The 23,451-nt window shown below is 32.3% G+C and carries 25 protein-coding genes; 7 read left to right on the top strand and 18 right to left on the bottom strand.

Annotated elements, in window-relative coordinates:
* Positions 1–75: 75 nt before the first annotated feature.
* The gene (locus H8K90_RS07395) at positions 76–972 is read right to left on the bottom strand and encodes a DMT family transporter (RefSeq protein ID WP_186845328.1); all 897 of its coding nucleotides are present in this window, start codon (positions 970–972) and stop codon (positions 76–78) included.
* A 210-nt stretch (positions 973–1,182) separates the two neighbouring features.
* Here H8K90_RS07395 and H8K90_RS07390 point away from each other — a divergent pair, with 210 nt between their 5' ends.
* Entirely contained in the window at positions 1,183–1,758 is a 576-nt protein-coding gene (locus H8K90_RS07390) for a GNAT family N-acetyltransferase (protein ID WP_186845327.1), read from the top strand.
* A gap of 123 nt (positions 1,759–1,881) precedes the next feature.
* Here H8K90_RS07390 and H8K90_RS07385 read toward each other — a convergent pair whose 3' ends face one another.
* The 4 genes from H8K90_RS07385 to H8K90_RS07370 form a co-directional block, all read right to left on the bottom strand.
* Complete coding sequence (locus tag H8K90_RS07385) at positions 1,882–2,205, bottom strand: YtxH domain-containing protein (protein ID WP_186845326.1); 324 nt, start codon at positions 2,203–2,205, stop codon at positions 1,882–1,884.
* Between the two features lie 270 nt (positions 2,206–2,475).
* Complete coding sequence (locus tag H8K90_RS07380; protein WP_186845325.1) at positions 2,476–3,543, bottom strand: DUF6090 family protein; 1,068 nt, start codon at positions 3,541–3,543, stop codon at positions 2,476–2,478.
* A 300-nt stretch (positions 3,544–3,843) separates the two neighbouring features.
* The gene (locus H8K90_RS07375) at positions 3,844–5,091 is read right to left on the bottom strand and encodes an RNA polymerase sigma factor (RefSeq protein ID WP_186845324.1); all 1,248 of its coding nucleotides are present in this window, start codon (positions 5,089–5,091) and stop codon (positions 3,844–3,846) included.
* Complete coding sequence (locus H8K90_RS07370; RefSeq protein WP_186845323.1) at positions 5,091–5,441, bottom strand: YciI family protein; 351 nt, start codon at positions 5,439–5,441, stop codon at positions 5,091–5,093. The genes H8K90_RS07375 and H8K90_RS07370 overlap by 1 nt, the downstream gene beginning before the upstream one ends.
* A 217-nt stretch (positions 5,442–5,658) precedes the next feature.
* Here H8K90_RS07370 and H8K90_RS07365 point away from each other — a divergent pair, with 217 nt between their 5' ends.
* Positions 5,659–6,024, top strand: a complete 366-nt coding sequence (locus tag H8K90_RS07365) for a hypothetical protein (protein ID WP_186845322.1) — start codon at positions 5,659–5,661, stop codon at positions 6,022–6,024.
* Here the strand turns inward: H8K90_RS07365 and H8K90_RS07360 are convergent.
* From H8K90_RS07360 to dnaK, 3 genes are all read right to left on the bottom strand, one after another.
* A complete protein-coding gene (locus H8K90_RS07360) occupies positions 6,014–6,961 on the bottom strand; it encodes an NAD(P)H-dependent flavin oxidoreductase (RefSeq protein ID WP_186845321.1) in 948 nt (315 codons plus the stop codon). The genes H8K90_RS07365 and H8K90_RS07360 overlap by 11 nt on opposite strands.
* 54 nt (positions 6,962–7,015) lie before the next feature.
* Positions 7,016–8,245, bottom strand: coding sequence for a class I SAM-dependent rRNA methyltransferase (locus tag H8K90_RS07355; RefSeq protein ID WP_186845320.1), 1,230 nt, complete (start codon positions 8,243–8,245; stop codon positions 7,016–7,018).
* A gap of 209 nt (positions 8,246–8,454) precedes the next feature.
* Positions 8,455–10,359 carry a molecular chaperone DnaK gene (gene dnaK / locus H8K90_RS07350; RefSeq protein ID WP_186845319.1) on the bottom strand — a complete coding sequence of 635 codons (1,905 nt, stop codon included), beginning with the start codon at positions 10,357–10,359 and terminating at the stop codon, positions 8,455–8,457.
* A gap of 237 nt (positions 10,360–10,596) precedes the next feature.
* Here dnaK and H8K90_RS07345 point away from each other — a divergent pair, with 237 nt between their 5' ends.
* Positions 10,597–11,082 carry a dihydrolipoamide dehydrogenase gene (locus H8K90_RS07345; RefSeq protein WP_186845318.1) on the top strand — a complete coding sequence of 162 codons (486 nt, stop codon included), beginning with the start codon at positions 10,597–10,599 and terminating at the stop codon, positions 11,080–11,082.
* 115 nt (positions 11,083–11,197) lie between these two features.
* A complete protein-coding gene (locus tag H8K90_RS07340) occupies positions 11,198–12,622 on the top strand; it encodes an L-serine ammonia-lyase (protein WP_186845317.1) in 1,425 nt (474 codons plus the stop codon).
* A 61-nt stretch (positions 12,623–12,683) separates the two neighbouring features.
* On the opposite strand, the gene H8K90_RS07335 is transcribed toward H8K90_RS07340, so the two are convergent.
* Together H8K90_RS07335 and H8K90_RS07330 are read right to left on the bottom strand one after the other, a co-directional pair.
* Entirely contained in the window at positions 12,684–13,154 is a 471-nt protein-coding gene (locus H8K90_RS07335; RefSeq protein WP_186845316.1) for a nuclear transport factor 2 family protein, read from the bottom strand.
* A 21-nt stretch (positions 13,155–13,175) separates the two neighbouring features.
* Positions 13,176–14,090 (bottom strand): GLPGLI family protein, encoded by a 915-nt coding sequence (locus H8K90_RS07330; protein ID WP_186845315.1) that lies wholly within the window; start codon positions 14,088–14,090, stop codon positions 13,176–13,178.
* A 113-nt stretch (positions 14,091–14,203) separates the two neighbouring features.
* Between H8K90_RS07330 and panB the strand changes: the two genes are divergently transcribed.
* Genes panB through H8K90_RS07315 form a run of 3 tightly spaced genes read left to right on the top strand, consistent with a single transcriptional unit; the run spans position 14,204 to position 16,168 of the window.
* Positions 14,204–15,022, top strand: a complete 819-nt coding sequence (gene panB / locus H8K90_RS07325) for a 3-methyl-2-oxobutanoate hydroxymethyltransferase (RefSeq protein WP_186845314.1) — start codon at positions 14,204–14,206, stop codon at positions 15,020–15,022.
* 41 nt (positions 15,023–15,063) lie between these two features.
* Positions 15,064–15,417, top strand: a complete 354-nt coding sequence (locus H8K90_RS07320) for a four helix bundle protein (protein ID WP_186845313.1) — start codon at positions 15,064–15,066, stop codon at positions 15,415–15,417.
* 52 nt (positions 15,418–15,469) lie between these two features.
* Positions 15,470–16,168, top strand: coding sequence for an RluA family pseudouridine synthase (locus H8K90_RS07315; RefSeq protein ID WP_186845312.1), 699 nt, complete (start codon positions 15,470–15,472; stop codon positions 16,166–16,168).
* On the opposite strand, the gene H8K90_RS07310 is transcribed toward H8K90_RS07315, so the two are convergent.
* The 8 genes from H8K90_RS07310 to H8K90_RS07275 form a co-directional block, all read right to left on the bottom strand.
* Complete coding sequence (locus tag H8K90_RS07310) at positions 16,165–17,031, bottom strand: sensor histidine kinase (RefSeq protein ID WP_246457612.1); 867 nt, start codon at positions 17,029–17,031, stop codon at positions 16,165–16,167. The genes H8K90_RS07315 and H8K90_RS07310 overlap by 4 nt on opposite strands.
* Before the next feature lie 623 nt (positions 17,032–17,654).
* Positions 17,655–18,167, bottom strand: a complete 513-nt coding sequence (locus H8K90_RS07305; RefSeq protein ID WP_186845311.1) for a hypothetical protein — start codon at positions 18,165–18,167, stop codon at positions 17,655–17,657.
* A 65-nt stretch (positions 18,168–18,232) separates the two neighbouring features.
* Positions 18,233–18,613 (bottom strand): hypothetical protein, encoded by a 381-nt coding sequence (locus H8K90_RS07300; RefSeq protein WP_186845310.1) that lies wholly within the window; start codon positions 18,611–18,613, stop codon positions 18,233–18,235.
* A 135-nt stretch (positions 18,614–18,748) separates the two neighbouring features.
* Complete coding sequence (locus H8K90_RS07295; RefSeq protein ID WP_186845309.1) at positions 18,749–19,597, bottom strand: 5-oxoprolinase subunit C family protein; 849 nt, start codon at positions 19,595–19,597, stop codon at positions 18,749–18,751.
* Positions 19,594–20,319 carry a 5-oxoprolinase subunit PxpB gene (gene pxpB, locus H8K90_RS07290; protein ID WP_186845308.1) on the bottom strand — a complete coding sequence of 242 codons (726 nt, stop codon included), beginning with the start codon at positions 20,317–20,319 and terminating at the stop codon, positions 19,594–19,596. The genes H8K90_RS07295 and pxpB overlap by 4 nt, the downstream gene beginning before the upstream one ends.
* A gap of 5 nt (positions 20,320–20,324) precedes the next feature.
* On the bottom strand, positions 20,325–21,056 hold the full coding sequence (gene pxpA / locus H8K90_RS07285) for a 5-oxoprolinase subunit PxpA (RefSeq protein WP_186845307.1): 732 nt from the start codon (positions 21,054–21,056) through the stop codon (positions 20,325–20,327).
* Entirely contained in the window at positions 21,057–22,283 is a 1,227-nt protein-coding gene (locus H8K90_RS07280) for an Nramp family divalent metal transporter (RefSeq protein WP_186845306.1), read from the bottom strand. It lies immediately after the preceding gene.
* A complete protein-coding gene (locus H8K90_RS07275) occupies positions 22,280–23,392 on the bottom strand; it encodes a DUF2891 domain-containing protein (protein WP_186845305.1) in 1,113 nt (370 codons plus the stop codon). The genes H8K90_RS07280 and H8K90_RS07275 overlap by 4 nt, the downstream gene beginning before the upstream one ends.
* Positions 23,393–23,451 lie beyond the last annotated feature (59 nt).

Raw genomic sequence — 23,451 nt, 5'->3', positions numbered from 1 at the left:
AAATGCCCAATATTGTTGAGAACATTAGATTTATTGATTATTACATTGAATTTAGTTTTAATATTGCTATAACTACTATTTTCTTCTGTTTTTTGAAATCAATAAAATCCCTAAAATAACAACTATAGTACCTATAATTTGAAGTAATGTAAGGCTTTCGTTTAAAAAGATAACTGCAAGGACAATTGTTGAAATAGGTCCAACACCTGCAATTACTGCAAAGTTTGATGAATCGATTAGTTTAATAGATATAGATACTAAAAATGAAGGAATTACAGTTGCAAAAACAGCAATACACAAACCTAACACATAAACTTGCCAAGGAAAATTAAAAATGTTCACTCTAGAGACTAATCCATAATGAATAAATACACAGACACAAGAGACTAACATGGCGTAGGCCGTAAATCTCATGACACCAAATTTAGGAATAAGCCATCCACTACCTACCAAATAAGATGCATAGGTAATGGCACTGAGCAGCACAAAAAAGCCACCATTATAGACATGATTTCCCGAAATAGACACCTCACTACCAAACGTAATCACAATACCAACATATGTAATTATAATAGCTAGTTTTTGCATCTTAGTTATTACCCTTTTAAGAAATAACTTATTAAATAATAGCACAATAGTAGGATAGATAAAAAGTATAATACGCTCTAAACTAGCTTTAATAAAGGTTAAACCAACAAAGTCAAAATAGCTCGCCAAATAATAACCTACAAACCCAAAAAATACAAGCCAGAGATAATCATTCTTTTTTACGTGCATACTTTTTTCGTGTCTATAAGCAAATGCAATTGCTATATAAAACGGAAATGCAAATAGCATACGTAATAACAAGACACTAAGTGCATCAACATTGTACTTATATGACAACTTCACCATTACGGCTTTAGAAGAAAATAATACAATACCCAATATACCTATGAGAATGCCTTTAATAAAGGTTTGTTTAGATACCATGTCATAAAATTAGAGTAATTACAATTAATGCATTCATCAAAATTTTATGAATTACAATGTTCAGCGTCTTAAATTAACATTTTAAAATAGTAAATCTATCCTACATTCAATGACTGAGGGTTCAACATATAAAAATATAATTCTATAAGCGCTTTTAAAGAAATAATTATAATTTAGATTTCGATTTTACAAATATGCCATAAACTGTCAATGAATACACCAACCTTAGAAAATAATCGCGTAAAACTCACATTACTCAACCTAAGCAATTACGCGCATTTAGGACAAATTGCTCAAGAAAAGGATTTAATCTATTACTCACCTTCCGATATTTCTGATCCAGAAAAATTGAGAGCTTATGTGCAAATTGCTATAGAGGGTTATGATAATAAAACCACATTACCTTTTATTATCTATGATAAAGAAAAACAAGCTTATGCTGGTGCCACACGATTTGGATTGATCAATTGGAAAAACAAAGTCTTACACATTGGTTGGACTTGGATAGGACACCATTTTCAGGGTACAGGATTAAATGCTAACATGAAGTTTTTAATGCTACAATATGCATTTGAAACCTTAGCGTTTGAAAAGGTTGAATTTAGAATTGACGAACGCAATAACAAATCGCGACGTGCTGTTGAGAAATTAGGCGCAACGCTCGAAGGCATTTTAAGAAAAGACACCCTTATGAATGATGGTTTTAGACGTAGTACTTGCTGTTATGGTATTTTGAAAGATGAGTGGGCAGAGATAAAAAAAAGCCTCCTAAATATTATAAAATAAAAAACGAAACGTCATTACGAGGACGTAGGACGTGGTAATCTCATTAATGGTAATTACTCCCTTTTATGAGATTGCCACAGCCAACAAAAAAGTCGGCTTCGCAATGACGGTTCAAAGTATGTTTTAGCTTGTCTGCTGTAGCGTTTTATTCTTTTCTTTCAAAATAGCTAATTGCTTTTCTAAAAAGGTAATCGCTTGCTCTGTTTTATAACTTGTTTTAGAGGCAAAGTCTTTTAAATCTTCTTTAAATTTATCCTTACCAGATGCCGCTGCTTTAGATAAATCGTCTTTTACTTCAGTGAAGTCATCAACAATTTGGTCTTTAATATCCTTTCCTTCTTTTTTAAGTTTATCTCTTGTAACACTGCCTTTTTCTGGCGCTAATAACACACCTGCGGCTACACCTATTATGGTTCCTAAAACTAAGGCTCCTTTTAACTGAATCATATCTTTTTCTTTTTTAATTAAACTTGGTTTTACTTATATGTAGTAAAATCTACTGTTTTGTTACAAACAAGTTGTGTGCCACATATTTAAAGAGGAAATTGATTTTATGCTTAACGATGATGTGTGCGTTTGGTTGCTCGGTTAAACAACTAATTTAGTAAACAAAAACGAACACGTGAAAATTCCATAGGAATTTTCTAAATAGGCAACGACCAAAGCATTTAATTATACTCGTTCTTAGCCTTTCGTTATTAATTTTCTTTAATAAGTTTAAAGTTTATTTAAGTGAGCTACCATTCCATTTTTCATAATAAATAAAGATGTAATTTCATTTAAACTATCTCTTACAAACTCTCCTTTAAGGTAAATATCAGTCTGACCAAATATCTTATCTGTTGTTTCAAAATAGAAATAATCCATATCTTCAAGATCTCCATTCATAATGCCCACTAGACCATTGTCTTGTATCTGAATTTTATAGTTTAAATCTGGAATTGGACCATCGTACCCATCATACTTTACAACCTTAAAAGTACCCGCATATTCATTTAGTTGTGCCGTTGTTAGATGAACTAAATTGTGTGGTATAAAATCGGGAAGCGGTTCATTACTTTCAACAAGTGCGTTAATTTGTTTGTATGCATTAATTGCGTTTTCTCTAAATATTGTAACATGGTATGCCAAGTTTGTCCAGCCAGCATTTTGGTATAGAGCTACATCATTTTTATAATAAGGGTCATTCAGGAAAAAATTAATCATCTCATCTTCTAATTGAGGCCGATCTAATCTATAATACCAATCTTTACTTTTGGCTAACTTGTCTATCACTCTATCTGTAATCAAGTCCAATCGCTTATCGAACTTGTCTATTTCGTATTTGTTATAAATATATATCTCGTGTAATGGTTCAATAACTGCTTTCAGTTTTTTTGGAACATTATCAACATTTTCTATGAGGTTGGTATATCCATTTGCATGAATTTTCATGTGGAAAGCGTCCATAATTGCAAATCTTAAAGCATTTCGATTTTCATTTTTATAATCATCATAGGTTAGTTTATCTGCTTTTACTAAGTTGATGATTGAATCTTGTGTTTTATAATAGGCAATTAGTTCGTCCGATTTTTGAATATCTAGTGCTAAATCATTTTGTACTTCTTTTAAAATAGAAACAATTTTATTTTCGGTTTTTCGCTGTTCGTTTTTATTATTTATTTGAAGCGCTATAAGAATACCAATAATAACAAGCACAATTTCGCCTATAGCGTACAGTATGTATTTGCTAAATTTATTTTCTGAGAGTAGTTGTTGTCTTATACGTCTGAAGAATTTAATCATGTTTAAGGATTTTAAATCTTCCGCAAGCAACTATTTCCGCCAAATGTCCGCAGGACATTCGATTTTGCATTGCAAAATTTTGTTTTGATAATCTAAAGAATTTTATCATTTAGTTAATGGTTGGTCTTAATGAAGGCTAACTTTAATGATATGAGTTAGTCGTTAAGCAAGTTAGTCGATTTAATGCAAAGTTTCAGTACATAGAACTATTTAATTATTAACAAGTTAGCATGATTGGAAAAATTAATTCCAAATGATACCTTTAGTTTTGCTTTAAGCTAATATTAAAGGTGAAAAATATTAATTTAATATTTGTAATAAAGCTGCTTTCTTATTCTGTAAATAGGCTTTTTCTTGCGAATTTGTTACTGAATATAGAGCCAAATCAATATAAATCAATGCTTCTTTTAAATTTTTAGTTTCAGCAAAATAATCTGCTTTGGCTGCAAAGTATAAATATGCTCGTTGCTCTAAATGCTCTGGTTGTAATTGTTTAAAATAGAAATCAGCAGTTTCATAATCTTTATTCTGTATACAAATAACTGCCATTGTTAATAAATGCGATGGCATGGGCTGTAATTGATGCAATGCCTGGTACCATTTTAAAATGGCATTCCAATTGGTGTCTTCAAAAGTTTTTGCTTTTAAATGTTCTGCAGCAATCGCTGCCTCAAAATGATAACATGAAAAATCTTCTGTCTCAACTGCTTTACTCATCATGGTGTTGCCAAGTTGTATAAATGGAAAGTGCCATAAAGCTCTATTTTGTTGTTTTAAATCCAATACTTCATTATCTACACTTGTTTTGGCTGGTAATCTTGCAGAATGGAAACACATTAAAGCAAACAAAGCATAACACTCTGGTGATCGTGTTTGCTTATATTTTAATAGTAATTTGCATAAACGCATGGCTTCACCGCATAAATCTTCTCTAATTAAATGCTCTTTATTATTAGAATGAAAACCTTCATTAAAAATAAGATACAAGACTTCCATTACACTTTCTAAACGCTCGTTTAATGTTTTTCCTTGAGGAATATAAAACTGTATATCTGATTTTTGAATGGCTTTACGAGCACGCATTAGACGTTTTTTAATCGTCTCTTCTTTTGTGAGCAAAGCTGAAGCAATTTCTTTGGTACTAAAACCAGAAACGGTTTTTAAGGCAAACGAAATTCGATCTCTTGGATCTAACTTAGGATGACAAGCTGTAAATATCATTCTGAGCTGTGCATCTTCAATTTCAGCATCTAAAAACAATTCGTTAATAGCAATAGCATCAGTGCCTTGGGTAATATTAGGAAGGTTATTTTTTTGAGCTTTTAGGGTTCTAAAAATATCTATAACTCTGTTTTTTGCGGCTTTTGTTAACCAAGCTTCCGGATGCTCTGGCTGTTGTTTTCGCCAAGATATGCTAGCTTTAATAAAGGTATCTTGTACCGCATCTTCAATAATATCTAAATTAGATAACCCAAAGATTCTGGTTAAAACAGAGACCATCTTTCCACTATGATGGCGAAACAGATGGTCTACTAGTTTATTTTCCATTAGTGTTCGTCAAAAACCATAATTTCACGAATTTCTACGGTGTTTCCTAAATCGTAATCTGGGAAATCTTGAGCTATCTCTTGTACGGCGTCAAAATCTTTGGCTTCAATTAAATAAAATCCACCAACAATTTCTTTTACTTCCGCAGATGTTAAATCCGTTACAGTTCTACTCTCTCCAACAATACGTCTAATTTGAGGTGTTAAAGCTTCGCCACCACGTAAAATACCTGCCTTTTCCATCTTACTTCCCCAAGCAAACCATTTTTCCATCCTGCCTTGCATATCTTCTGGAGATAATCCAAGATCAGTGTATTCTTTTCCAACGAAAATCATCATAAAATTTTTCATAATTTCTAATATTTTAAATGTTTATATCCTTAAGACGTTTCATAAAACATTAAAGGGGACAATTATTTTATATTTTTTTCTTTTTAAATATAGAGAATTATGATCATTAGAAACTGCACCTTTATCATTTCATCGTATAAATATGATATTCAATCGATTAATGAAGTGATATGTATATTAAAAGTATACTTTGCTCGCAACTAACCCTAACAAAATAATGAAAATTTTACTTACACTAATTGCTTTTGCAATTTTTAATTTCAGTTCTGCACAAGTTACTATAAGCGATGATGGCTTACATTTTTTAACAGGAGCAGCAATCTCTAGTGGAACTTACGCCTTAGTCTATTCCAAAACCAAAAATAAAAAGAAAGCCTTTTGGTATAGCCTCGGTCTTTCTACTTTAGCTGGTCTTTCTAAAGAAATATATGATGGCTACATAATAAGTGGGAAATTTGATGCAAGTGAAGCTATTGCCACCTCACTTGGTGGTTTAACCGCCAGCTATAGTTTTAATATTTTTACTGGTAAAAGGAGAAAAAAGAAAAAGACAGAAGAAGCAATTGCTGCACTTAGGTTGTAAGTTTTGCCACAATAGCTTTTACTGGAAGAATTGCCTTAGTATGCTCAATACTCGGACCTGCAACCCATACAGTTTTGTAAGTTGCTTTTTTTGCTGCTTTTTCTGTAGCTCTCATACCTATTGAAAAACGTATCATTTTAACCCATTTTTTGAGTTTACGATTTTTATTTAGCATATTTTCAATCCAAGTTGCCTTTGTTCCTATTTTTTGAACATAAGGAGTATTAATGACTGTGCATGGTGTACCCGAAATACGTTCTGTCATTATTATATCTTTTGCACCATAATCCACACAAGCTTGCTTATATTCTTCGGTAACGCCTGCTTCTACTGATGCAATAAATGGGCTACCCACAGAAACACCTTCTGCTCCGTAACTCAACATTTTATCTATATCTGCTTTACAACCAACGCCACCTGCTGAAATTACAGGAATACTTAGCTCTTTGTTTAATAAGCTTGTTAACTGCTCTGGTGTTAGGTTTCCTCTGTGTCCACCAGCTTCATTATTAACCGCAATGGCTGCATCTGCTCCGAGTTGTTCTACCTTTTTAGCAAATTTTAAATCGGTAACATCACAAAAAACCTTGATGCCTACAGCATGTGCTTGTCTTATGGTTTCTTCTGGACTTCCTAATGAGGTAATTATAAAATCACAACCTTCCTCGCATAGTACTTCTAATTGTCCTTTATATTTTACGTTAGACTTATTTACAATTAAATTAAACCCAAATGAACCTCCCTCTACTTTATTAGCTTTTAATTCTTTAATTGCGGCTCTTAACTCATCGAGCGTTCTATAGTTTAATGCAGGAATACAACCAGCAATACCTGCTTTCATAGCTTCTGTTACCATAGCAACATTAGAAACTAAAAACATTGGTGCTTGAATGATTGGGTATTTGATATTAAGAAGTTGCGTCAGTTGGGATGTCATAATTTGAAATTTGAATAGCAAATATAACACAAATATTATGCATGCATAATACTTTTATTCTAAAAATCTGTAGTAACCACATTTTAAATAAGCACCTTCAAGAAAACTAATTGGATGATCACTATCGTGCTTCGTTTTAAGAACAGTTTCAAAAAGTCTTGCTTGTGAATTTAAAACACGTTGATTTAAATCAAAGAAAGATTGGGCTAAAATTCTAGAAGAACATGATGCTAAAACCAAAAGTCCGTTTTTTGCAGTAAGCTGCTCACCTAGTTCCGCTAACTGTGCATATTTCTTTTTTGCTAAATCTATTTCTGATTGTTGTTTTGCAAAACTTGGAGGATCTATGACTACTACATCAAAAGTTTTCCCTTTTTCGATTAAAGCTTTCATTTCTTTAAATGCATCGCCAGAAATGGTTTTGTGCATTCCGGAATAATCATTCAACTTTCCATTTTCGCGAGCAATATCTAGTGCTTGTTTACTTATATCTAAACTGGTGACCTCTGTTGCACCATTAGCTAAAGCATGAACTGAAAATCCACCAGCATAAGAAAATACATCTAAAACCGATTTTCCCTTACTCAACTCACCTACTCGCTTTCTATTAGCTCTATGATCTAAGAAGTAACCTGTTTTATGACCTTTAATTACATTAGCACTGAAGTTAACTCCATGTTCTACAAACTGAACCACTTCGTTTTCTAAATCTCCATAAACAACTTCACCATCTTTTAATGAATGATTTTTACTGTTTTGTAACCCACGACTTAAACGAATTACAACTGTATTTGCTCTAGCAACTTGTTGCAGGCTCTTTAAAATAGATTCTAAGTATGGTAACCAAATTTCGGAATATAGTTTTACAACCAAAACCGAATCGTAAACATCTGCTATTAAGCCAGGAAAACCATCATTTTCACCAAATAATAGACGATAACTGTTTGTATTTGTTTGTAACAACTCATAACGTTTCTCAAAAGCCAATTCAATTTTATGATGAAAAAAAGCAGCATTTATTACAGCTTTAGTGTCGGCATTATGAATAATTTTTATTCTAATTGGTGAGTTAGCATCATATAATCCTAAACCCACAACTTTATTTTTATTCTTACTAAAAACTATGGCTAAATCGCCTGTTTTGGCATCGTCATTAATCTTTACTATACTATTAGAAAACACCCAAGGATGCCCCTTTACAACGAATTGCTCCCCTTTTGCGTTGAGCTTAACCGCTAAGCGTTTTGGGTTTTGGGTTGATTTTATTTGTTTTGTGAATTCCATATAACTTAGAAATGTTGCGAAAATACGAAACTAATCCTGCTGTCATTCCTATGAAGGCAGGAATCTAATTAATAAAGAAAAATATAAACTGGATTCCTGTCTTCGCAGGAATGAAAAAGAGTTAAAAACAAAAAAACGCAATCCAATTGAGGATTGCGTTTTTCTTTATATTCGAGATTCTGAAACAAGTTCAGAATGACAAATCACGATTATTTGACCTCTTCGAAGTCTACGTCTTCTACATTATCACCTTCAGCTTCTGGTTGACCTTGCGCTCCTGCTTCAGGACCTGCAGCTCCGCCTTGAGCTTCTGCTTGTGCTTTGTACATTTCTTCACTTGCTACTTTCCATGCTTCGTTGATTTTCTCTAAAGCTGGGTCGATAACAGCGATGTCTTTTGTCTCGTATGCTTTTTTCAATTCTTCAAGTGCATCTTCAATTGGCTTCTTCTTATCATCAGATAATTTATCACCAAATTCTTTCAGCTGACTTTCAGTTTGAAAAATCATAGCATCAGCACTATTCAACTTATCTGCTGTCTCTTTAGCTTTAGCATCTGCTTCCGCATTTGCTTCCGCTTCTTGCTTCATTTTAGCAATTTCTTCTTCTGTTAATCCTGAAGAAGCTTCAATTCTGATATCTTGTTTCTTACCAGTCGCTTTATCTTCTGCAGATACTTTTATGATACCATTGGCATCAATATCAAACGTTACTTCAATCTGAGGTGTTCCTCTTCTTGCTGGTGGAATGCCATCTAAGTGGAAACGACCTATCGTTTTGTTATCTGCTGCCATAGGACGCTCACCTTGTAATACGTGAATTTCTACCGATGGCTGATTATCTGCTGCTGTTGAGAATACTTGCGATTTCTTTGTTGGAATCGTAGTATTTGCTTCAATCAACTTCGTCATTACATTACCCATAGTTTCAATACCAAGAGATAATGGAGTGACGTCTAATAAAAGAACGTCTTTTACATCACCAGTTAATACACCACCTTGGATACCTGCTCCTAAAGAAACAACTTCATCAGGATTTACACCTTTACTTGGCGCTTTTCCGAAGAATTTTTCAACCGCTTCTTGTACTGCTGGAATACGTGTAGAACCACCTACTAAAATCACCTCGTCAATATCAGATTTAGATAAACCTGCTGCTTTCAGTGCCGTTTCACATGGTTCAATAGTACGTTTGATTAAATCATCTATTAATTGCTCAAATTTAGAACGTGTTAATGTACGTACTAAGTGTTTTGGTCCACTAGCTGTTGCCGTTACATAAGGCAAGTTAATTTCTGTTTGAGCAGAAGATGATAATTCTATCTTTGCTTTTTCAGCTGCTTCCTTAAGACGTTGTAATGCCATTGGGTCTTTACGTAAGTCCATATCTTCGTCCTTTATAAACTCTTCCGCTAACCAATCGATAATTCTCTCATCTACATCATCACCACCTAAGTGTGTATCACCATCTGTAGATAATACTTCGAAAACTCCGTCACCTAACTCAAGGATAGAAACATCATGCGTACCACCACCAAAATCGAAAACTACGATTTTTTGGTCTGTACCTTTTTTATCCATACCGTAAGCTAATGCTGCCGCAGTAGGCTCATTAATAATACGTTCTACTTTTAATCCTGCTATTTCGCCGGCTTCTTTTGTCGCCTGACGTTGTGCATCATTAAAATAAGCTGGTACAGTAATTACTGCTCTACTTACGTCTGACCCTAAATAATCTTCAGCAGTTTTCTTCATTTTTTGAAGAATCATAGCTGATAATTCTTGTGGAGTATATAAACGACCATCGATATCTACACGTGGAGTATCGTTGTCTCCTTTTACCACTTTATATGGTACACGTTCTGCCTCTTTCTTAGATTCAGAATACTTATTACCCATAAAACGTTTAATAGAATAAACTGTTTTTGTTGGGTTTGTTACTGCTTGTCTTTTTGCTGGATCACCAACCTTAATTTCTCCACCTTCTACAAAGGCGATAACCGAAGGTGTTGTTCTCTTACCTTCAGCGTTTGGGATTACAACTGGCTCGTTACCTTCCATTACAGAAACACAAGAGTTGGTTGTACCTAAATCAATTCCAATAATTTTACTCATAATTTATATGTGTGTTTTGTTGCGTTTTATTTTTTTAAACTCAATTATAATTAGTCAATGATTATGCCATGACAAAAAATGTGACATGATGTCAGATTTATTTTTTAAAAATTATTCGCACTAATTTCTACTTTGGTATTAGTTTTGATATCATTAAACAAATATTCATGTAGAAGTAACGTCATTGTAATAAGTACGTACATATATGAATAAAAAACAATCTTAAATCATTAAATCATGAAACGCATATTATCATTTATTACAGTATTTGCATTATTATTAACCGCTTGCGAAGGAGAACAAGGACCTCCGGGTTTCGATGGAGTTAATTTTGTTGGTCAATCTTTTGAAGGAACCGTAAACTTTATAAATCCAGATTATCAGGCAAGTTTAGAAATTCCTCTTAATATTGAATTAATTGAATCGGATATGGTTTTAACATACAGACTTGTAGGAATTGATAACGAGGGCTATGACATTTGGAGGCCGCTTCCAGAAATTGTCTACACTGACAATGGAAATGAGTTTCAATATACTTTTGATCATAATTTCGATTTTGTAGACCTATTCATATATGCACCTCCTACTTTTGACCGTAGTACATTACCAGAAGCTGATCGTATTGGTCAAACATTTAGAATTGTAGTATTACCTGTAGATCTAGTAAATAGCATTGACCTTGATGTTAATAATTTATCAGAGGTTATGCAATACGTAGAATAATTCTCAGAAAACTAAATAAATTCAAACAGTTTTGGTTATAAAAATCAAAGCTGTTTTTTTTATATCATCAATGCAAACAAAATGTATATTTGTTTAGACTAAATTGATTGTTTAAATGGAATGTATTTCTGTTTTTGATATGCTAAAAATTGGTGTAGGACCATCGAGTTCTCATACCTTAGGCCCTTGGCGAGCAGCAGAACGTTGGATAAAAGAGCTTAAAGCTAAAAACCGTTTTGAAAAGGTTGAAAAAATTACTGTTGATTTATACGGTTCGTTATCTCTAACAGGAAAAGGACACGCTACTGATTATGCTGTAATGCTAGGGTTAAGTGGTGCAGATCCTGAATATGTTCCTGTTGAAAGCATAGATAGTACAATAGCTACTATAAAAAGTACTAATACACTTCATTTTAATAAGGAAAAAGAGCTTCCTTTTAATTTTAAGGACGATATTATTTTTAACCGTAAGGTTTTACCATTTCATTCTAATGGCATGTCGTTTAGTGCTTTAATAAATGGCAGAAATTATAAATCTACCTACTACTCCATTGGTGGCGGATTTGTGGTACAAGAAGAACGTAAGATTTCTAAAGCTAACAAAATTATTTTCTACTGTACATTTCCTTATCCTGTATCATATGGTGAAGAACTACTTAAGTTTTGCCAACAATTAGACCTTCCTATTTCTGGTGTGGTTTTAGAGAATGAAAAATCCATACGTGATACAGATTCTATAGATTTTGAATTAAAACGCATATGGAACACCATGTTAGAATGCATGTACACAGGTTGCCACACAGAAGGCAACTTACCTGGTGGTCTTAACGTAAGAAGACGTGCCTATGATATGCACAAAAATTTAATTGGCGAAAATAAATACAACACACCACAAGAATGGCTTGAATCCATACGAAAAACTGAGGTGAAATTTCGCCAGATTTTAAAATGGGTAAGCTGTTTTGCATTAGCTGTAAACGAAGTTAATGCCTCTTTAGGCAGAGTGGTTACAGCACCTACTAATGGCAGTGCTGGTGTTATTCCTGCTGTATTAATGTATTACATGGTAATTGAAAACCACGAAGCCGATTTTGAGCATGTTAAAAAATTCCTTTTAGTTGCTGGTGAAATTGGCAGTATCTTTAAAAAAGGTGCCACAATTAGTGCTGCAATGGGAGGTTGTCAAGCGGAAATCGGTGTATCTTCTGCAATGGCCGCAGGAGCATTAACTGAATTATTAGGCGGAACTCCAGAGCAAGTTTTAGTTGCTGCAGAAATTGCTATGGAGCATCACTTAGGTTTAACCTGCGATCCTATTGGAGGTTTAGTACAAATACCTTGTATAGAGCGAAATTCTATGGGAGCCATAAAAGCTATAAATGCTGCAGAATTAGCTTTAGAAACAGATCCTAATAACGTAAAAGTGCCATTAGACAAAGTCGTTAATACCATGTGGGAAACGGCAAAAGATATGAATACGAAGTATAAAGAAACGTCTGAAGGTGGTTTGGCTGTTGGTGTTCATTTAACGGATTGTTAAGCCCTTCCTAACCTTCCCAAAGGGAAGGAACTCTTACTCTTATGTTTTTGTAATTTGGATTTTAGTTTTTGGAATTTTTATTACAGTTCTCTCTTCGTCTTGTATCCACTAAATAAATAATTTTCCATTTCTTATCGTCTTTTATTAGCTGAAAAGAATTAACACCACAATGACTAAATTTTCCTTGATACCAAAACTCGTAAGGTGTCCATGCATTGGCCATATTACCATCTACTTGAATACTAAAGTCTAATAGTTTTTCCTCAAAAGTTCTATCTTTAGGAATACTAGCAATGTTTTTCATGAATTTACCAAAGTCGTCTTCCTTTAATACAGTTTTACCATCTTTATTGGTTGATATAGATTGAAGTATAATTTTGTCTGTAACCATAGCTTTCAAGGCCGTTGTATCTTGCTTATGGAATGCGTCAAAAAAATCAACAATTACAGCTTTCACATTATCAGATTCAGATTTTTGGGCATTTAATATCATTGTAAACAATAAGCTAAAGATTAATAGTAAATGTTTCATATGTTTAAAGTTTATTAATGGTTAGTCTTTTGTGTCTTTAATTTCTTTCGACTTTTCATAATCGCTATATTCAATTTGATGATATTGATTTAAAAGCTTTATTTGGTCTTTATTATATTCTATATTGACATAAGAAGGATGAGTAGCATTACTTGGCAATAAACCTTGAATTATAGCATCTTTTTGCCTATCAACATAATTCAAATAGAGTCGAAAACATTCCTCAAGGTACATCTCTAAAGTATAAACGTTTTCAAAATCAGGTCTATTATAATCAATTGAATTTTGATCATTTTCACTAATTGGCTTTTCAAGTTCTATATCATTTTGATCAATTTTATTCAATTCATTAAAAGTAATATTAATCAAATCTTTATCGTCATGAACTTCAATAATTAAACCTGGCAATCCATGAAATTTCCATGGACCAGTTGCAATTGGTATGTCATATGTAAACCAAACCTCATAATTACGTCCTCTAAAATTTTCTGTTGTTGCCTTATAACACAAATAATTCCCAATAGTTTTAGTTTCTTTAGTAATCTGCCAATTAAAATTAATATCTTTTTCTCTTACTATACTTTCGTATAGCTCATAAGACAATTGCCTTGATGTCAACTCTCTATCATTAATTTTCAAGTAAAACTTAAGTCCAATTTCATCATAATTTCTAAAAAAAGATATACCATCAACTCTTCCTGTTCTATCTTTAACCATTTTACGAAAACCAGCAACACCTTCCAGTTTAACAGAATTATAAACAAAAAGACTTAGGCTGTCATTGAAATATAATTCAGCTTTATATGGAATGCCCTCTGAATAACTATTCAAATTAAGATCAAATGTATATGAAACTTTAGTCAACTTCTTATCATCTTGAGAGAAAACCAAAATAAAAAAAAACATAAAAACCAAAGTGACTATTTTTTTTAACATGCGAGTTTAATTTAGAAAATAATGTACAAAATAATATTTTATTCATTTGAAACATAATTATAACTGGCTATTACTCTATTTTATTATTTTTACAATCAACTAATAAAAACAACATGTCAGTAGCAAAAAAAGAATATAAAAGAATTACAGTAAAAAGTCTTGTAGATATGAAATCTAGAGGCGAAAAAATATCTATGCTTACTGCATATGACTACACGATGGCAAAAATTGTAGATGGTGCAGGTATCGATGTTATTTTAGTTGGTGATTCAGCAAGTAACGTTATGGCTGGTCATGAAACTACGTTGCCAATTACTTTAGACCAAATGATTTACCATGCCTCTTCTGTTGTAAGAGCCATTGAACGCTGTTTAGTTGTGGTAGATTTGCCTTTTGGAAGCTACCAAAGTGATCCTAAAGAAGCATTACGTTCTGCTATTAGAATTATGAAAGAATCTGGAGGACATGCTGTAAAAATGGAAGGTGGTAAAGAGGTAAAAGACTCTATAAAACGCATTTTACATGCTGGTATTCCGGTAATGGGTCATTTAGGTCTAACACCTCAATCTATCTATAAATTTGGAACCTACACAGTAAGGGCCAAAGAAGAACAAGAAGCCCAACAACTTAAAGAAGATGCGCTAATGCTAGAAAAAGCAGGCTGTTTTGGTATTGTATTAGAAAAAATACCAGCTGCTTTAGCTAAAGAAGTTGCCGAAAGTGTTTCTATACCTGTAATAGGAATTGGTGCAGGTAATGGTGTTGATGGACAAGTTTTAGTTACTCACGATATGATTGGTATGACGCATGAGTTTAATCCTCGTTTTTTAAGACGTTACATGAATTTATATGAAGAAATGACTAATGCTTTTACCCAATATGGTGAAGATGTTAAAGGTGGTGATTTTCCGAATGATAAAGAGCAGTATTAATATGAATTTTTAGATTTCTAGACTATTTAGATTTTTAGATTATGGCGCATAAATTTAAAGAGTTACAAATCTGGAAAAGAAGTCGATTACTCTGTTCTAAAATTTATGAGGTTACATCGAAATTTCCTGATTCTGAGAAATTTGGTTTGACAAATCAATTAAGAAGAGCTTCAGTTTCAATTCCATCTAATATAGCAGAGAGATCTTCTAGAAAATCTAAAAAAGATTTTTCGCGTTTTTTACAAATATCAATAGGTTCAGCATACGAAATAGAAACACAGTTATTAATTTCACACGATTTGAAATTTATTTCTGAAGACGAGCTTCAACCTTTTCTATCGGAATTAAACGAGATTATTAAAATGATTTCAAAATTCAAATCAACATTAAATTAAATAATCGAGCAACTCTAGCTATCTAATTATCTAACTATCTAACAAATCTAATTTGTCTAAAATATTATCTAATAAAAATAATCTTCAAGTTTTATACGAAGACAACCATATTATCGTAGTCAACAAACGAGCTGGAGATATTGTACAAGGTGATAAAACAGGTGATAAACCTTTAAGTGAAGTTGTAAAAGAATATATAGCTGAGAAATATAATAAACCTGGTAATGTTTATTTAGGTGTTGTTCATCGATTGGACAGACCAACAACAGGAATAGTATTATTCTCTAAAACCAGCAAAGCTTTACCACGACTTAACAAATTATTTGCTGAAAAGAAAGCTAAAAAGACGTATTGGGCTTTAGTAAAAAATCAGCCACCAAAAACTAATGATACACTCGTTAACTGGTTAAAGAAGAATCCTAAAAACAATAAATCTGCAGCTTTCTCTAAAGAGATTGAAGGCAGTAAAAAAGCAATTCTACATTACAACATCATTAAAAAGCTTGACAATTTTTACTTACTAGAAGTAGATTTAGAAACAGGTCGACATCACCAAATACGTACTCAATTGGCGTCTATTGGTTGCCCTATTAAAGGGGATCTAAAATATGGTTTTGACCGAAGTAACAAAGATGCTAGTATTAGTTTGCATGCAAGAACACTGCGCTTTATACATCCTGTAAAAAAGGAAGAACTTATTATAACTGCACCATTGCCAAATGATGTACTTTGGAATGCTTGTACCAGCTAAATAATTTTATAAGGATATTTTAATATGATTTTGGTACCTTTTTTAGGTTGAGACTCTAATTGATAGGTTGCCTTAATTAATTCAGCTCTTTTTTCCATATTTATTAATCCAGAACCTTTTTCAGCAGCATCTATATTAAAACCATTTCCATCGTCATTGACTTCAATTTTTAAATATTTCTCGTTATAAGCTAAGGTTAAATTCAGGGTTTCAGCTTCAGCATATTTTAAGGTATTTGAGAAAAACTCTTGAAGAATGCGAAACAATATAATTTCGTCTTTTTTATTTTCAAAATTAACCTTCTCTCCAGTTATTGATAAACTAGCTTCAATTAATCCGGTTTTATTTAAGCGTTCTACTTCATTTTTAACCGTTGCATCAAAACCCAAATTAAAAATAACGTCACTATTTAATGATTTAGACAAGGCTCTGACCTCTTCTAAAGTTGCTTTTAAAGCTTCTGACGCATTATTGACTTTATTTTTAGCCTCATCACCAACCACTTTTGCTGCCGCATTCATTTGCATTGTGGACATTACGAGCATTTGACCAATATTATCGTGTAACTCTCGCCCAACTTGTTTTAAGGTTTCTTCTTGTATTTCTTGTTGGGTTTTTATGAGTTCTTCATCAAACCTTTTCTGCTGTTCAACGTTTCTTAGTAAAAGTTGGTTTTTTCGCTTTTGATACACCATAAAGAAAAGAATAACTAAAATGCATACGACAATTATTACAACAATCATGTATATAATAAAATTCCGTTCTGCCTTTGTACTTATTATTCGCTCTCCGGCTTGCAAAATATCAATGCAGCCGACAGGGTGAAATAAAGAAAAAAGTTGAGTGTTAAGTATATTTTCCATTTAAAAAGAACATAATTCCAGTCTTCTAATACATTATAAACTTCAAAAAAATTCATTGGGATAATTATTAAAACCCAAATAAAAAATACAGTATTAAAATAAAAGTAAACTGATTTATAAAACAAAATTATCTTTTCAGATTTCAAAGTCTCAAAAAAGTAGATAACAATGCTTAATAAGATTATCCACAAACTAGATATGGTTATATATCTTTCATGACTGAATAAGTTTTCGAACCTAAACACAATATACAAGACAACTTGCAATGAATATAAATAAAAACCATATTTGAGAATTTTTTTAAATCGAATTGTTTTTACTACTCGGTAATTTAAATAAACCATTATAACTGACAGTCCTATCCACCAAAATATAGTGTACCACCAATAGTTACTCTCTATTAAAGTACCTTTAATTAAATGAAAATAACCTAATTTTTTAAGTATAGAAGGATAATCACCTATTGTATCTATGAAAAACGTATATACAAGAAAGTAAATTAAGTATTTAACATGAGTATGCTTATATTTTTTATATAAGATTACTCCAGTAAATGCTGCTATAAACTCAATTAAAGTTATAATATAACCATAATTAGATTTAAGAAATTCATCCATAATTTATTACTGAGGATAATTAGAACTAGGTGGAACACCATCATGCCCCAAATTTAATCCATCAGCTCCCTTAATATCGTTGCTTGGACCTTGGAAGATAGGCAATATATTTCCTTGAGATGTATTTAATTTACCTGTTGGTATTAAAAACATTGTGGTTAAACCTGCCTGCCCATTTATTGAAGGATGAGATCCTAGATACACACGCAAGCCATCCATTGAATAACCTAATTCACCTGCTTGATTCTCGGCATAATTAATATAACTTTGAATATCTTCTATAGACCACCAAGACGATCTATTATCCTTTATTTTAGTATCCTTAAACAAAGAATCATTTATAATTCTGTGCTTTATGTTAAAAGCTTTATCTAGAGCTATTGCTTCTTTTGGGGTAATAATTCCTTTAGGAGCACCAATTGGTGGCTGCTCCATTCCGACTCCATAATAATTGTAATATAAATACATAGCTAGAGCTCCTAAAATAATACCAAAGATGAGTGTTCCTAATTTTTTCATAATAAGCTGTTTAAATTAATATGTGTTTCAAAAAAATCTATTTTGAAATTCTTTTAATAAATTATTTATTGAGGATAATTAGCGTCAGGCGGTACACCATCATGCCCTAAATTTAAACCATTAGCGTTTGAAATATCATGACTATGACCATCTCCAATCTTATTACTTGCCGTCGGAACAATAAAGGATGTAGAATAACCAACTTTATCATTTACCGTTGGATATGCACCACAATAAATTCTTACTCCATCCATTTCATAACCTAATTCTTTAGCCTGTGCTTCTGCTAAATCTAAAAACGTTCTTAAATCTTTCAATGAATACCAAGAAGATCTATTGTCTGGTCGTTTTGTAATATTAGTGCTGATAAGCTTGCAACGTTCGGTGTATGCATCATTTAATTCTTTTGCCTGTTGCGGTGTAATTAAACCTTTTGGTTTACTCATTTTAGTTAGTTTTATAGATTAATGGATTAGTATAATTATACCAATTGAGGGTTAAGAGGAATTATAGGGAATTAAATTTAAAATTAGATAATTTATCGCAGACCACAAGGTTTTATGATAAATTTTCTTACGCAACTAGTCTTTTAGTCTGATTTTTAGGATGCTTCCTGTGCTTTTTTGACTTAAATTATTAATGGACTGCTCAGTAAGTTGGAGAATTCGAGGATAACCACCAGTGGTTTGGCAATCTCTCATTAATACAATTAACTGTCCTAAAGGAGTTAATTGCACAGTGCCTGGCAAAACTGGAGCCGTTAAAATAGGTTTTAAATAATTTTCAACTAATGGCAGTAATTGATAAGCCATTCTACTATTAAATTTTGAAACTTTTAGCTCTTTATTTAATATAGCATTCTTTTGCTCCAGAGACAACTTATCGAATTCTGGTCCTTTAAACACTTCTAGAAAATCATTTTCTAAAACAGAATCATTGAACTTCACATGAGCATTAAAACTAGGACTCACCTGATTATCAGCTAAATAATCTACAATATCATCTTTTTTTAAACGTACAGCACTAGTAATATTGGTATACATGCTTCTGCTGTTAAAAACTACTTTAGACTTAAAACCTTCTTTTATAGCTAAATAACATCTTAGCCCCTTTTCTACTCGCCCAAAACTTAGAATATCATTACTTTTAACTGTGATAATTGTATTCATTTCAATAGGTTTACCGTTCAGTTTTGGATTCATAAAGGCTCCAGAAATAACAATAGTTGTTGGTTTACATAATTGAAGTGTTGGGCCAACCATAGTAATTTCTAATGTAGCACAATCATCTGGGTTTCCTAATAACGCATTAGCAAAATGACTAGAGTATAAATCCATAGCACCAGAAACAGGAACACCATTAGATCGGTAGCCAAAACGTCCTTTATCTTGTATTGAAGTGAAAAAGCCAGGTTGTATAACTTTAATCATTGTAATAAAGAGTTTAAATCGAATGTTGACGAGCAAACACTTTCTTTAATTGAATTATAATCTGAAATACTAATTGGTTTGAACTGAATTTTATCTCCAGCTTTAATAAAACATGGAGTCTTGTTATTTGAATTAAACAAATCTATCGGTGAATTTCCAATAACATGCCAACCTCCAGGACTATCTTGCGGGTAAATACCGGTTTGCTTTCCACCAATAGCAACTGATCCTTTTTTTACACTGAGATTAGGCGTCGATTTTCTATCAAAAAATAATTTAGAATCTAGCCCTCCTAAGTATAAAAATCCAGGTAAAAAACCAATAAAATAAACCGTGTAAATTGTTTGAGAATGCAGCCTAATAATTTCTGAATTTGAAAGATATTTTGCTTTTGAAAATTGATCTAAATCTACTGCAAATTCACTATCATAACAAACTGGTATGTGCCAAGTTTTGTCAATAGAAATATCTAAGCCACTTAACCCAGAATATACGTCTCTAAGCCTTAATATTTCATCATTGACATTATCAATAGCTCTTTTATATATAATTAATATTGAGGAATATGTATTTATTACTTCAAGTAAATGTTTAATATGACTATTTTCAATTTTATTTTTAAAATTCAAAATGTTTTTTAATATATCTTCATTAATTAGCTCTGGCCATTCTATTAAAACAGAACACTCATTAAAGCGTGAATATTGAAGATGATACAACATAAAAATTAACGAATATAAATTTGATTATTACTCAATTCTTGGTGTAAATATTTTAAAATTTCAACAGCATTTTTTGTGTCACCATGAACACAAAATGTTGATGCTTTAATTGACACTTTTTCGCCAGTTATAACCATTACCTTTTGCGTCTTAAGAATATGCTTTACATGATTAAAAACACTTTCCTTTTTTAGGATTAAGGCGTTTTTATTTTGCCGACTGACCAATGACAAATCAGCATTATAATTTCTATCCGCAAAAGCTTCGTAAGTAACTTCGATATTTTCAAATTTTGCAACTTTAGCAATTACTGAATCATAAGGTGCATACAATTTTATAGGTAACTCAATACTTTTAATAACCTCAACAAGAACCTTAGCAGTTTTCTCATCTTTTGCCACCAAATTATACAGTGCTCCATGAGGCTTTATGTGATGAAGTAATTCGTTTTCTGAATGCAGCACATTTTGAAACATTCTAATTTGTTGCCTTAAACTAGAAAACAAATCGGCGGCAGTCATTTGCAATATCTCCCTTCCAAAGTTCTTTTTGTCTGGAAAAGAAGGATGTGCTCCAATTTTAACCTTATACTTTTTAGCTAACCTTACAACTGTAGTCATTGATTGCAAATCCCCTGCATGACCACCACAAGCAATATTACACGAAGATATAAATGGCATTATATCCACCTCATTTCCAACCCCTTCTCCGACATCTGCGTTAATATCTATTTGCATCTAGATTAATTTAAAGACACTTAAAATCCCTTTTACACCTAAAAAGATAGTGATTATTAAAATCATAATACCAAATATATTCTGAAGTTTAGAATTTTTATAATCGCCTAGAATTATAGATTTATTCATTACCCAAATTAAAAAGCCCGCAATAATTGGCAGTAACAAACCATTTGTTATTTGTGCAAATTTTATAATCTCTATTGACTTAAAACCTATGGTAGAAAATAAAACCCCTAAACCTAAAATAATAATCCAAACAGCTCTAAATCTACTTGATTTTAAATTAGAATCCCAACCTAAACAACCGCTTGCAACATAGGCTGCCGCTAAAGGTGCTGTTATGGCACTTGTAATTCCGGCTGCAAATAAACCTATAGACAAAAAATACTTTGCATAACTGCCAAAAAGAGGCTCTAATCCCTTTGCTAAATCTGATGCATTAGCAATCTCTCCACCATTAATTGAAGATGCAGAAATAATAATACTCATTGAGACGATTCCTCCCAACACTACAGCAATAATAGTATCCTTTCTAGCAAACCCTAAATCACTTTTATGTTTCCATTTAGTTTTTGCTAATGAAGCATGTAAAAACAAATTGTACGGTACAACTGTAGTCCCTACCAAACCAATAATTGTGAGAATACTATCTTTTGGAAATTTAGGCACAAAAACACTTTTTAATATTTCTGCAATATTTGGTTTAGTAATAATTGCTGTTAGCAAAAATGCCAAACTCATAATTACCACCATAAATATTAATACCTTTTCTAAAACCTTATAATTACCAATATAGAGCAAGACAAAAGCAAAAATGCCAATTATTAAGCTCAAAATATTAAGCTTTAAGCTACCTAATTCAATTATAGGATTACCAAAAATTGTTTGCATCCCTAAAGCTCCACCACTAATGTTTCCTGCTTCATAAGCTGCATTACCAACAACAATAGCACTTAATATTAAAATGATAGCTATCGTTTTTAATACTGGGCTTTTAATCTCACTTCTTATTATTTCAGACAAACCTTTTTGCGATACAATTCCTAAACGCGCTGCCATCTCTTGTAGAACGATGGTAGCAAATACAGACAATACCATTGCCCACAACAAAGCATAACCAAAATTAACACCTGCCAATGTACAGATTGTAACAGTGCCTGGCCCAATAAATGCAGCTGCAACCAATGGACCTGGTCCAATATTTTTAAAGAACTTTTTAATCATTCTTCAATAGAATTTAGCGCATAAATTGCAAAACTCCCAAGCCAATGTCCACCTTCGTAACTGTCACCAACTATACTAGGTAAAGAATAATTGATATGCTGATTAGCAACATTTTTAAGATGTGCATAAGCTGGTAAATTATTAGCAATGTAGTTAAGACTCCAAGCTCTTGAAAAGTTGACACCGTCTAAATGCACAAGTTTTCCATCAGATCTATCCGATACTTTACCGGTTTCCATAACAAATGTTTTGTCTTTTAATTGAGGTAAAAAATCAACTGCCCAAACTTTAAATTCATCTTTAGACAAAACACGTTTCATTAAAGCTGCTTCTTCTAAACATGGTGACAAAAAATCAAAACCACTTGGCTCCCAACTAATTGGACAAGATTTGTCATTTCCATAAAAATCTTTAGCACGTTGTTCTATTAAAGATTTTAATTCGGTATTACCAACAGTTACAGCATAATCATAAGCAAAACTTAACCCAAATGCTGTATTAGGATGCTCGCCTACTCTAATAGGATAATATAGTTTAGGTAAAAACTCTAAATATTTATCAACTATTAAATCTGTTAAAGGTTGAAGATTAGCTTCTAATTCTCTAGCCACCTTATTATCCCAAAAATGAAGTTCTTCCGCAAGTTTTAACAACCAAGCCCAACCATATGTTCGCTCAAAGGATTTATTGTGTACACCATCAAAATATAAGAGTTCTTGCTCTATGTTTTCTTTTGAAATACTATTAGTTAAAAAGTTAATTATTTCAACCTTCTTATCTAATTCCGGAAATTGACGTAATAAACTTACCAAGCTCCAATGTCCATGCACAGCAGAGTGCCAATCAAAACAGCCATAAAACGTAGGGTGTAATTCTTTTGGTGATTTTAAATCCTCATCACCTCCTAAGGTTTGCCCTAGTTTATTAGGGTATTCAGTACCAACACAAGCCAGAGGTAACTCTGCCAATCGATTGGCTTGTTCGAGGTTTAGAGTTGGTTTAGCAACTTTTTCTATTTGAGCTGTTGAAATTTCGGTTTTTTTATCCTTTTCAGAATTACAACTTAAATTAACAATACATAAGAAAAGAATTAGGTAGCGTGTTTTCATAGAAATCTAAATGAGTTAGAAGACTAATATATGAAATTCAAATTTTAACCTTAAAGCGC

The organism is Winogradskyella echinorum (genome assembly GCF_014297365.1).
GTDB lineage: Bacteria > Bacteroidota > Bacteroidia > Flavobacteriales > Flavobacteriaceae > Winogradskyella > Winogradskyella echinorum.
Note: the sequence above shows the minus strand (reverse complement) of the source record. Positions and strands in the feature narration are given on the sequence as shown.

Coding starts and splice junctions, on each gene's coding strand:
- H8K90_RS07335 (WP_186845316.1), bottom strand. CDS start 13,154: ATGAAACATTTACTATTAATCTTTAGCTTATTGTTTACAATGATATTA.
- H8K90_RS07385 (WP_186845326.1), bottom strand. CDS start 2,205: ATGATTCAGTTAAAAGGAGCCTTAGTTTTAGGAACCATAATAGGTGTA.
- H8K90_RS07280 (WP_186845306.1), bottom strand. CDS start 22,283: ATGATTAAAAAGTTCTTTAAAAATATTGGACCAGGTCCATTGGTTGCA.
- pxpA (WP_186845307.1), bottom strand. CDS start 21,056: ATGCAAATAGATATTAACGCAGATGTCGGAGAAGGGGTTGGAAATGAG.
- H8K90_RS07295 (WP_186845309.1), bottom strand. CDS start 19,597: ATGATTAAAGTTATACAACCTGGCTTTTTCACTTCAATACAAGATAAA.
- H8K90_RS07380 (WP_186845325.1), bottom strand. CDS start 3,543: ATGATTAAATTCTTCAGACGTATAAGACAACAACTACTCTCAGAAAAT.
- H8K90_RS07275 (WP_186845305.1), bottom strand. CDS start 23,392: ATGAAAACACGCTACCTAATTCTTTTCTTATGTATTGTTAATTTAAGT.
- H8K90_RS07340 (WP_186845317.1), top strand. CDS start 11,198: ATGGAATGTATTTCTGTTTTTGATATGCTAAAAATTGGTGTAGGACCA.
- H8K90_RS07310 (WP_246457612.1), bottom strand. CDS start 17,031: ATGGAAAATATACTTAACACTCAACTTTTTTCTTTATTTCACCCTGTC.
- H8K90_RS07300 (WP_186845310.1), bottom strand. CDS start 18,613: ATGAGTAAACCAAAAGGTTTAATTACACCGCAACAGGCAAAAGAATTA.
- H8K90_RS07305 (WP_186845311.1), bottom strand. CDS start 18,167: ATGAAAAAATTAGGAACACTCATCTTTGGTATTATTTTAGGAGCTCTA.
- H8K90_RS07345 (WP_186845318.1), top strand. CDS start 10,597: ATGAAACGCATATTATCATTTATTACAGTATTTGCATTATTATTAACC.
- panB (WP_186845314.1), top strand. CDS start 14,204: ATGTCAGTAGCAAAAAAAGAATATAAAAGAATTACAGTAAAAAGTCTT.
- H8K90_RS07395 (WP_186845328.1), bottom strand. CDS start 972: ATGGTATCTAAACAAACCTTTATTAAAGGCATTCTCATAGGTATATTG.
- H8K90_RS07365 (WP_186845322.1), top strand. CDS start 5,659: ATGAAAATTTTACTTACACTAATTGCTTTTGCAATTTTTAATTTCAGT.
- H8K90_RS07355 (WP_186845320.1), bottom strand. CDS start 8,245: ATGGAATTCACAAAACAAATAAAATCAACCCAAAACCCAAAACGCTTA.
- H8K90_RS07370 (WP_186845323.1), bottom strand. CDS start 5,441: ATGAAAAATTTTATGATGATTTTCGTTGGAAAAGAATACACTGATCTT.
- H8K90_RS07360 (WP_186845321.1), bottom strand. CDS start 6,961: ATGACATCCCAACTGACGCAACTTCTTAATATCAAATACCCAATCATT.
- H8K90_RS07330 (WP_186845315.1), bottom strand. CDS start 14,090: ATGTTAAAAAAAATAGTCACTTTGGTTTTTATGTTTTTTTTTATTTTG.
- H8K90_RS07390 (WP_186845327.1), top strand. CDS start 1,183: ATGAATACACCAACCTTAGAAAATAATCGCGTAAAACTCACATTACTC.
- H8K90_RS07320 (WP_186845313.1), top strand. CDS start 15,064: ATGGCGCATAAATTTAAAGAGTTACAAATCTGGAAAAGAAGTCGATTA.
- H8K90_RS07375 (WP_186845324.1), bottom strand. CDS start 5,091: ATGGAAAATAAACTAGTAGACCATCTGTTTCGCCATCATAGTGGAAAG.
- pxpB (WP_186845308.1), bottom strand. CDS start 20,319: ATGTTGTATCATCTTCAATATTCACGCTTTAATGAGTGTTCTGTTTTA.
- dnaK (WP_186845319.1), bottom strand. CDS start 10,359: ATGAGTAAAATTATTGGAATTGATTTAGGTACAACCAACTCTTGTGTT.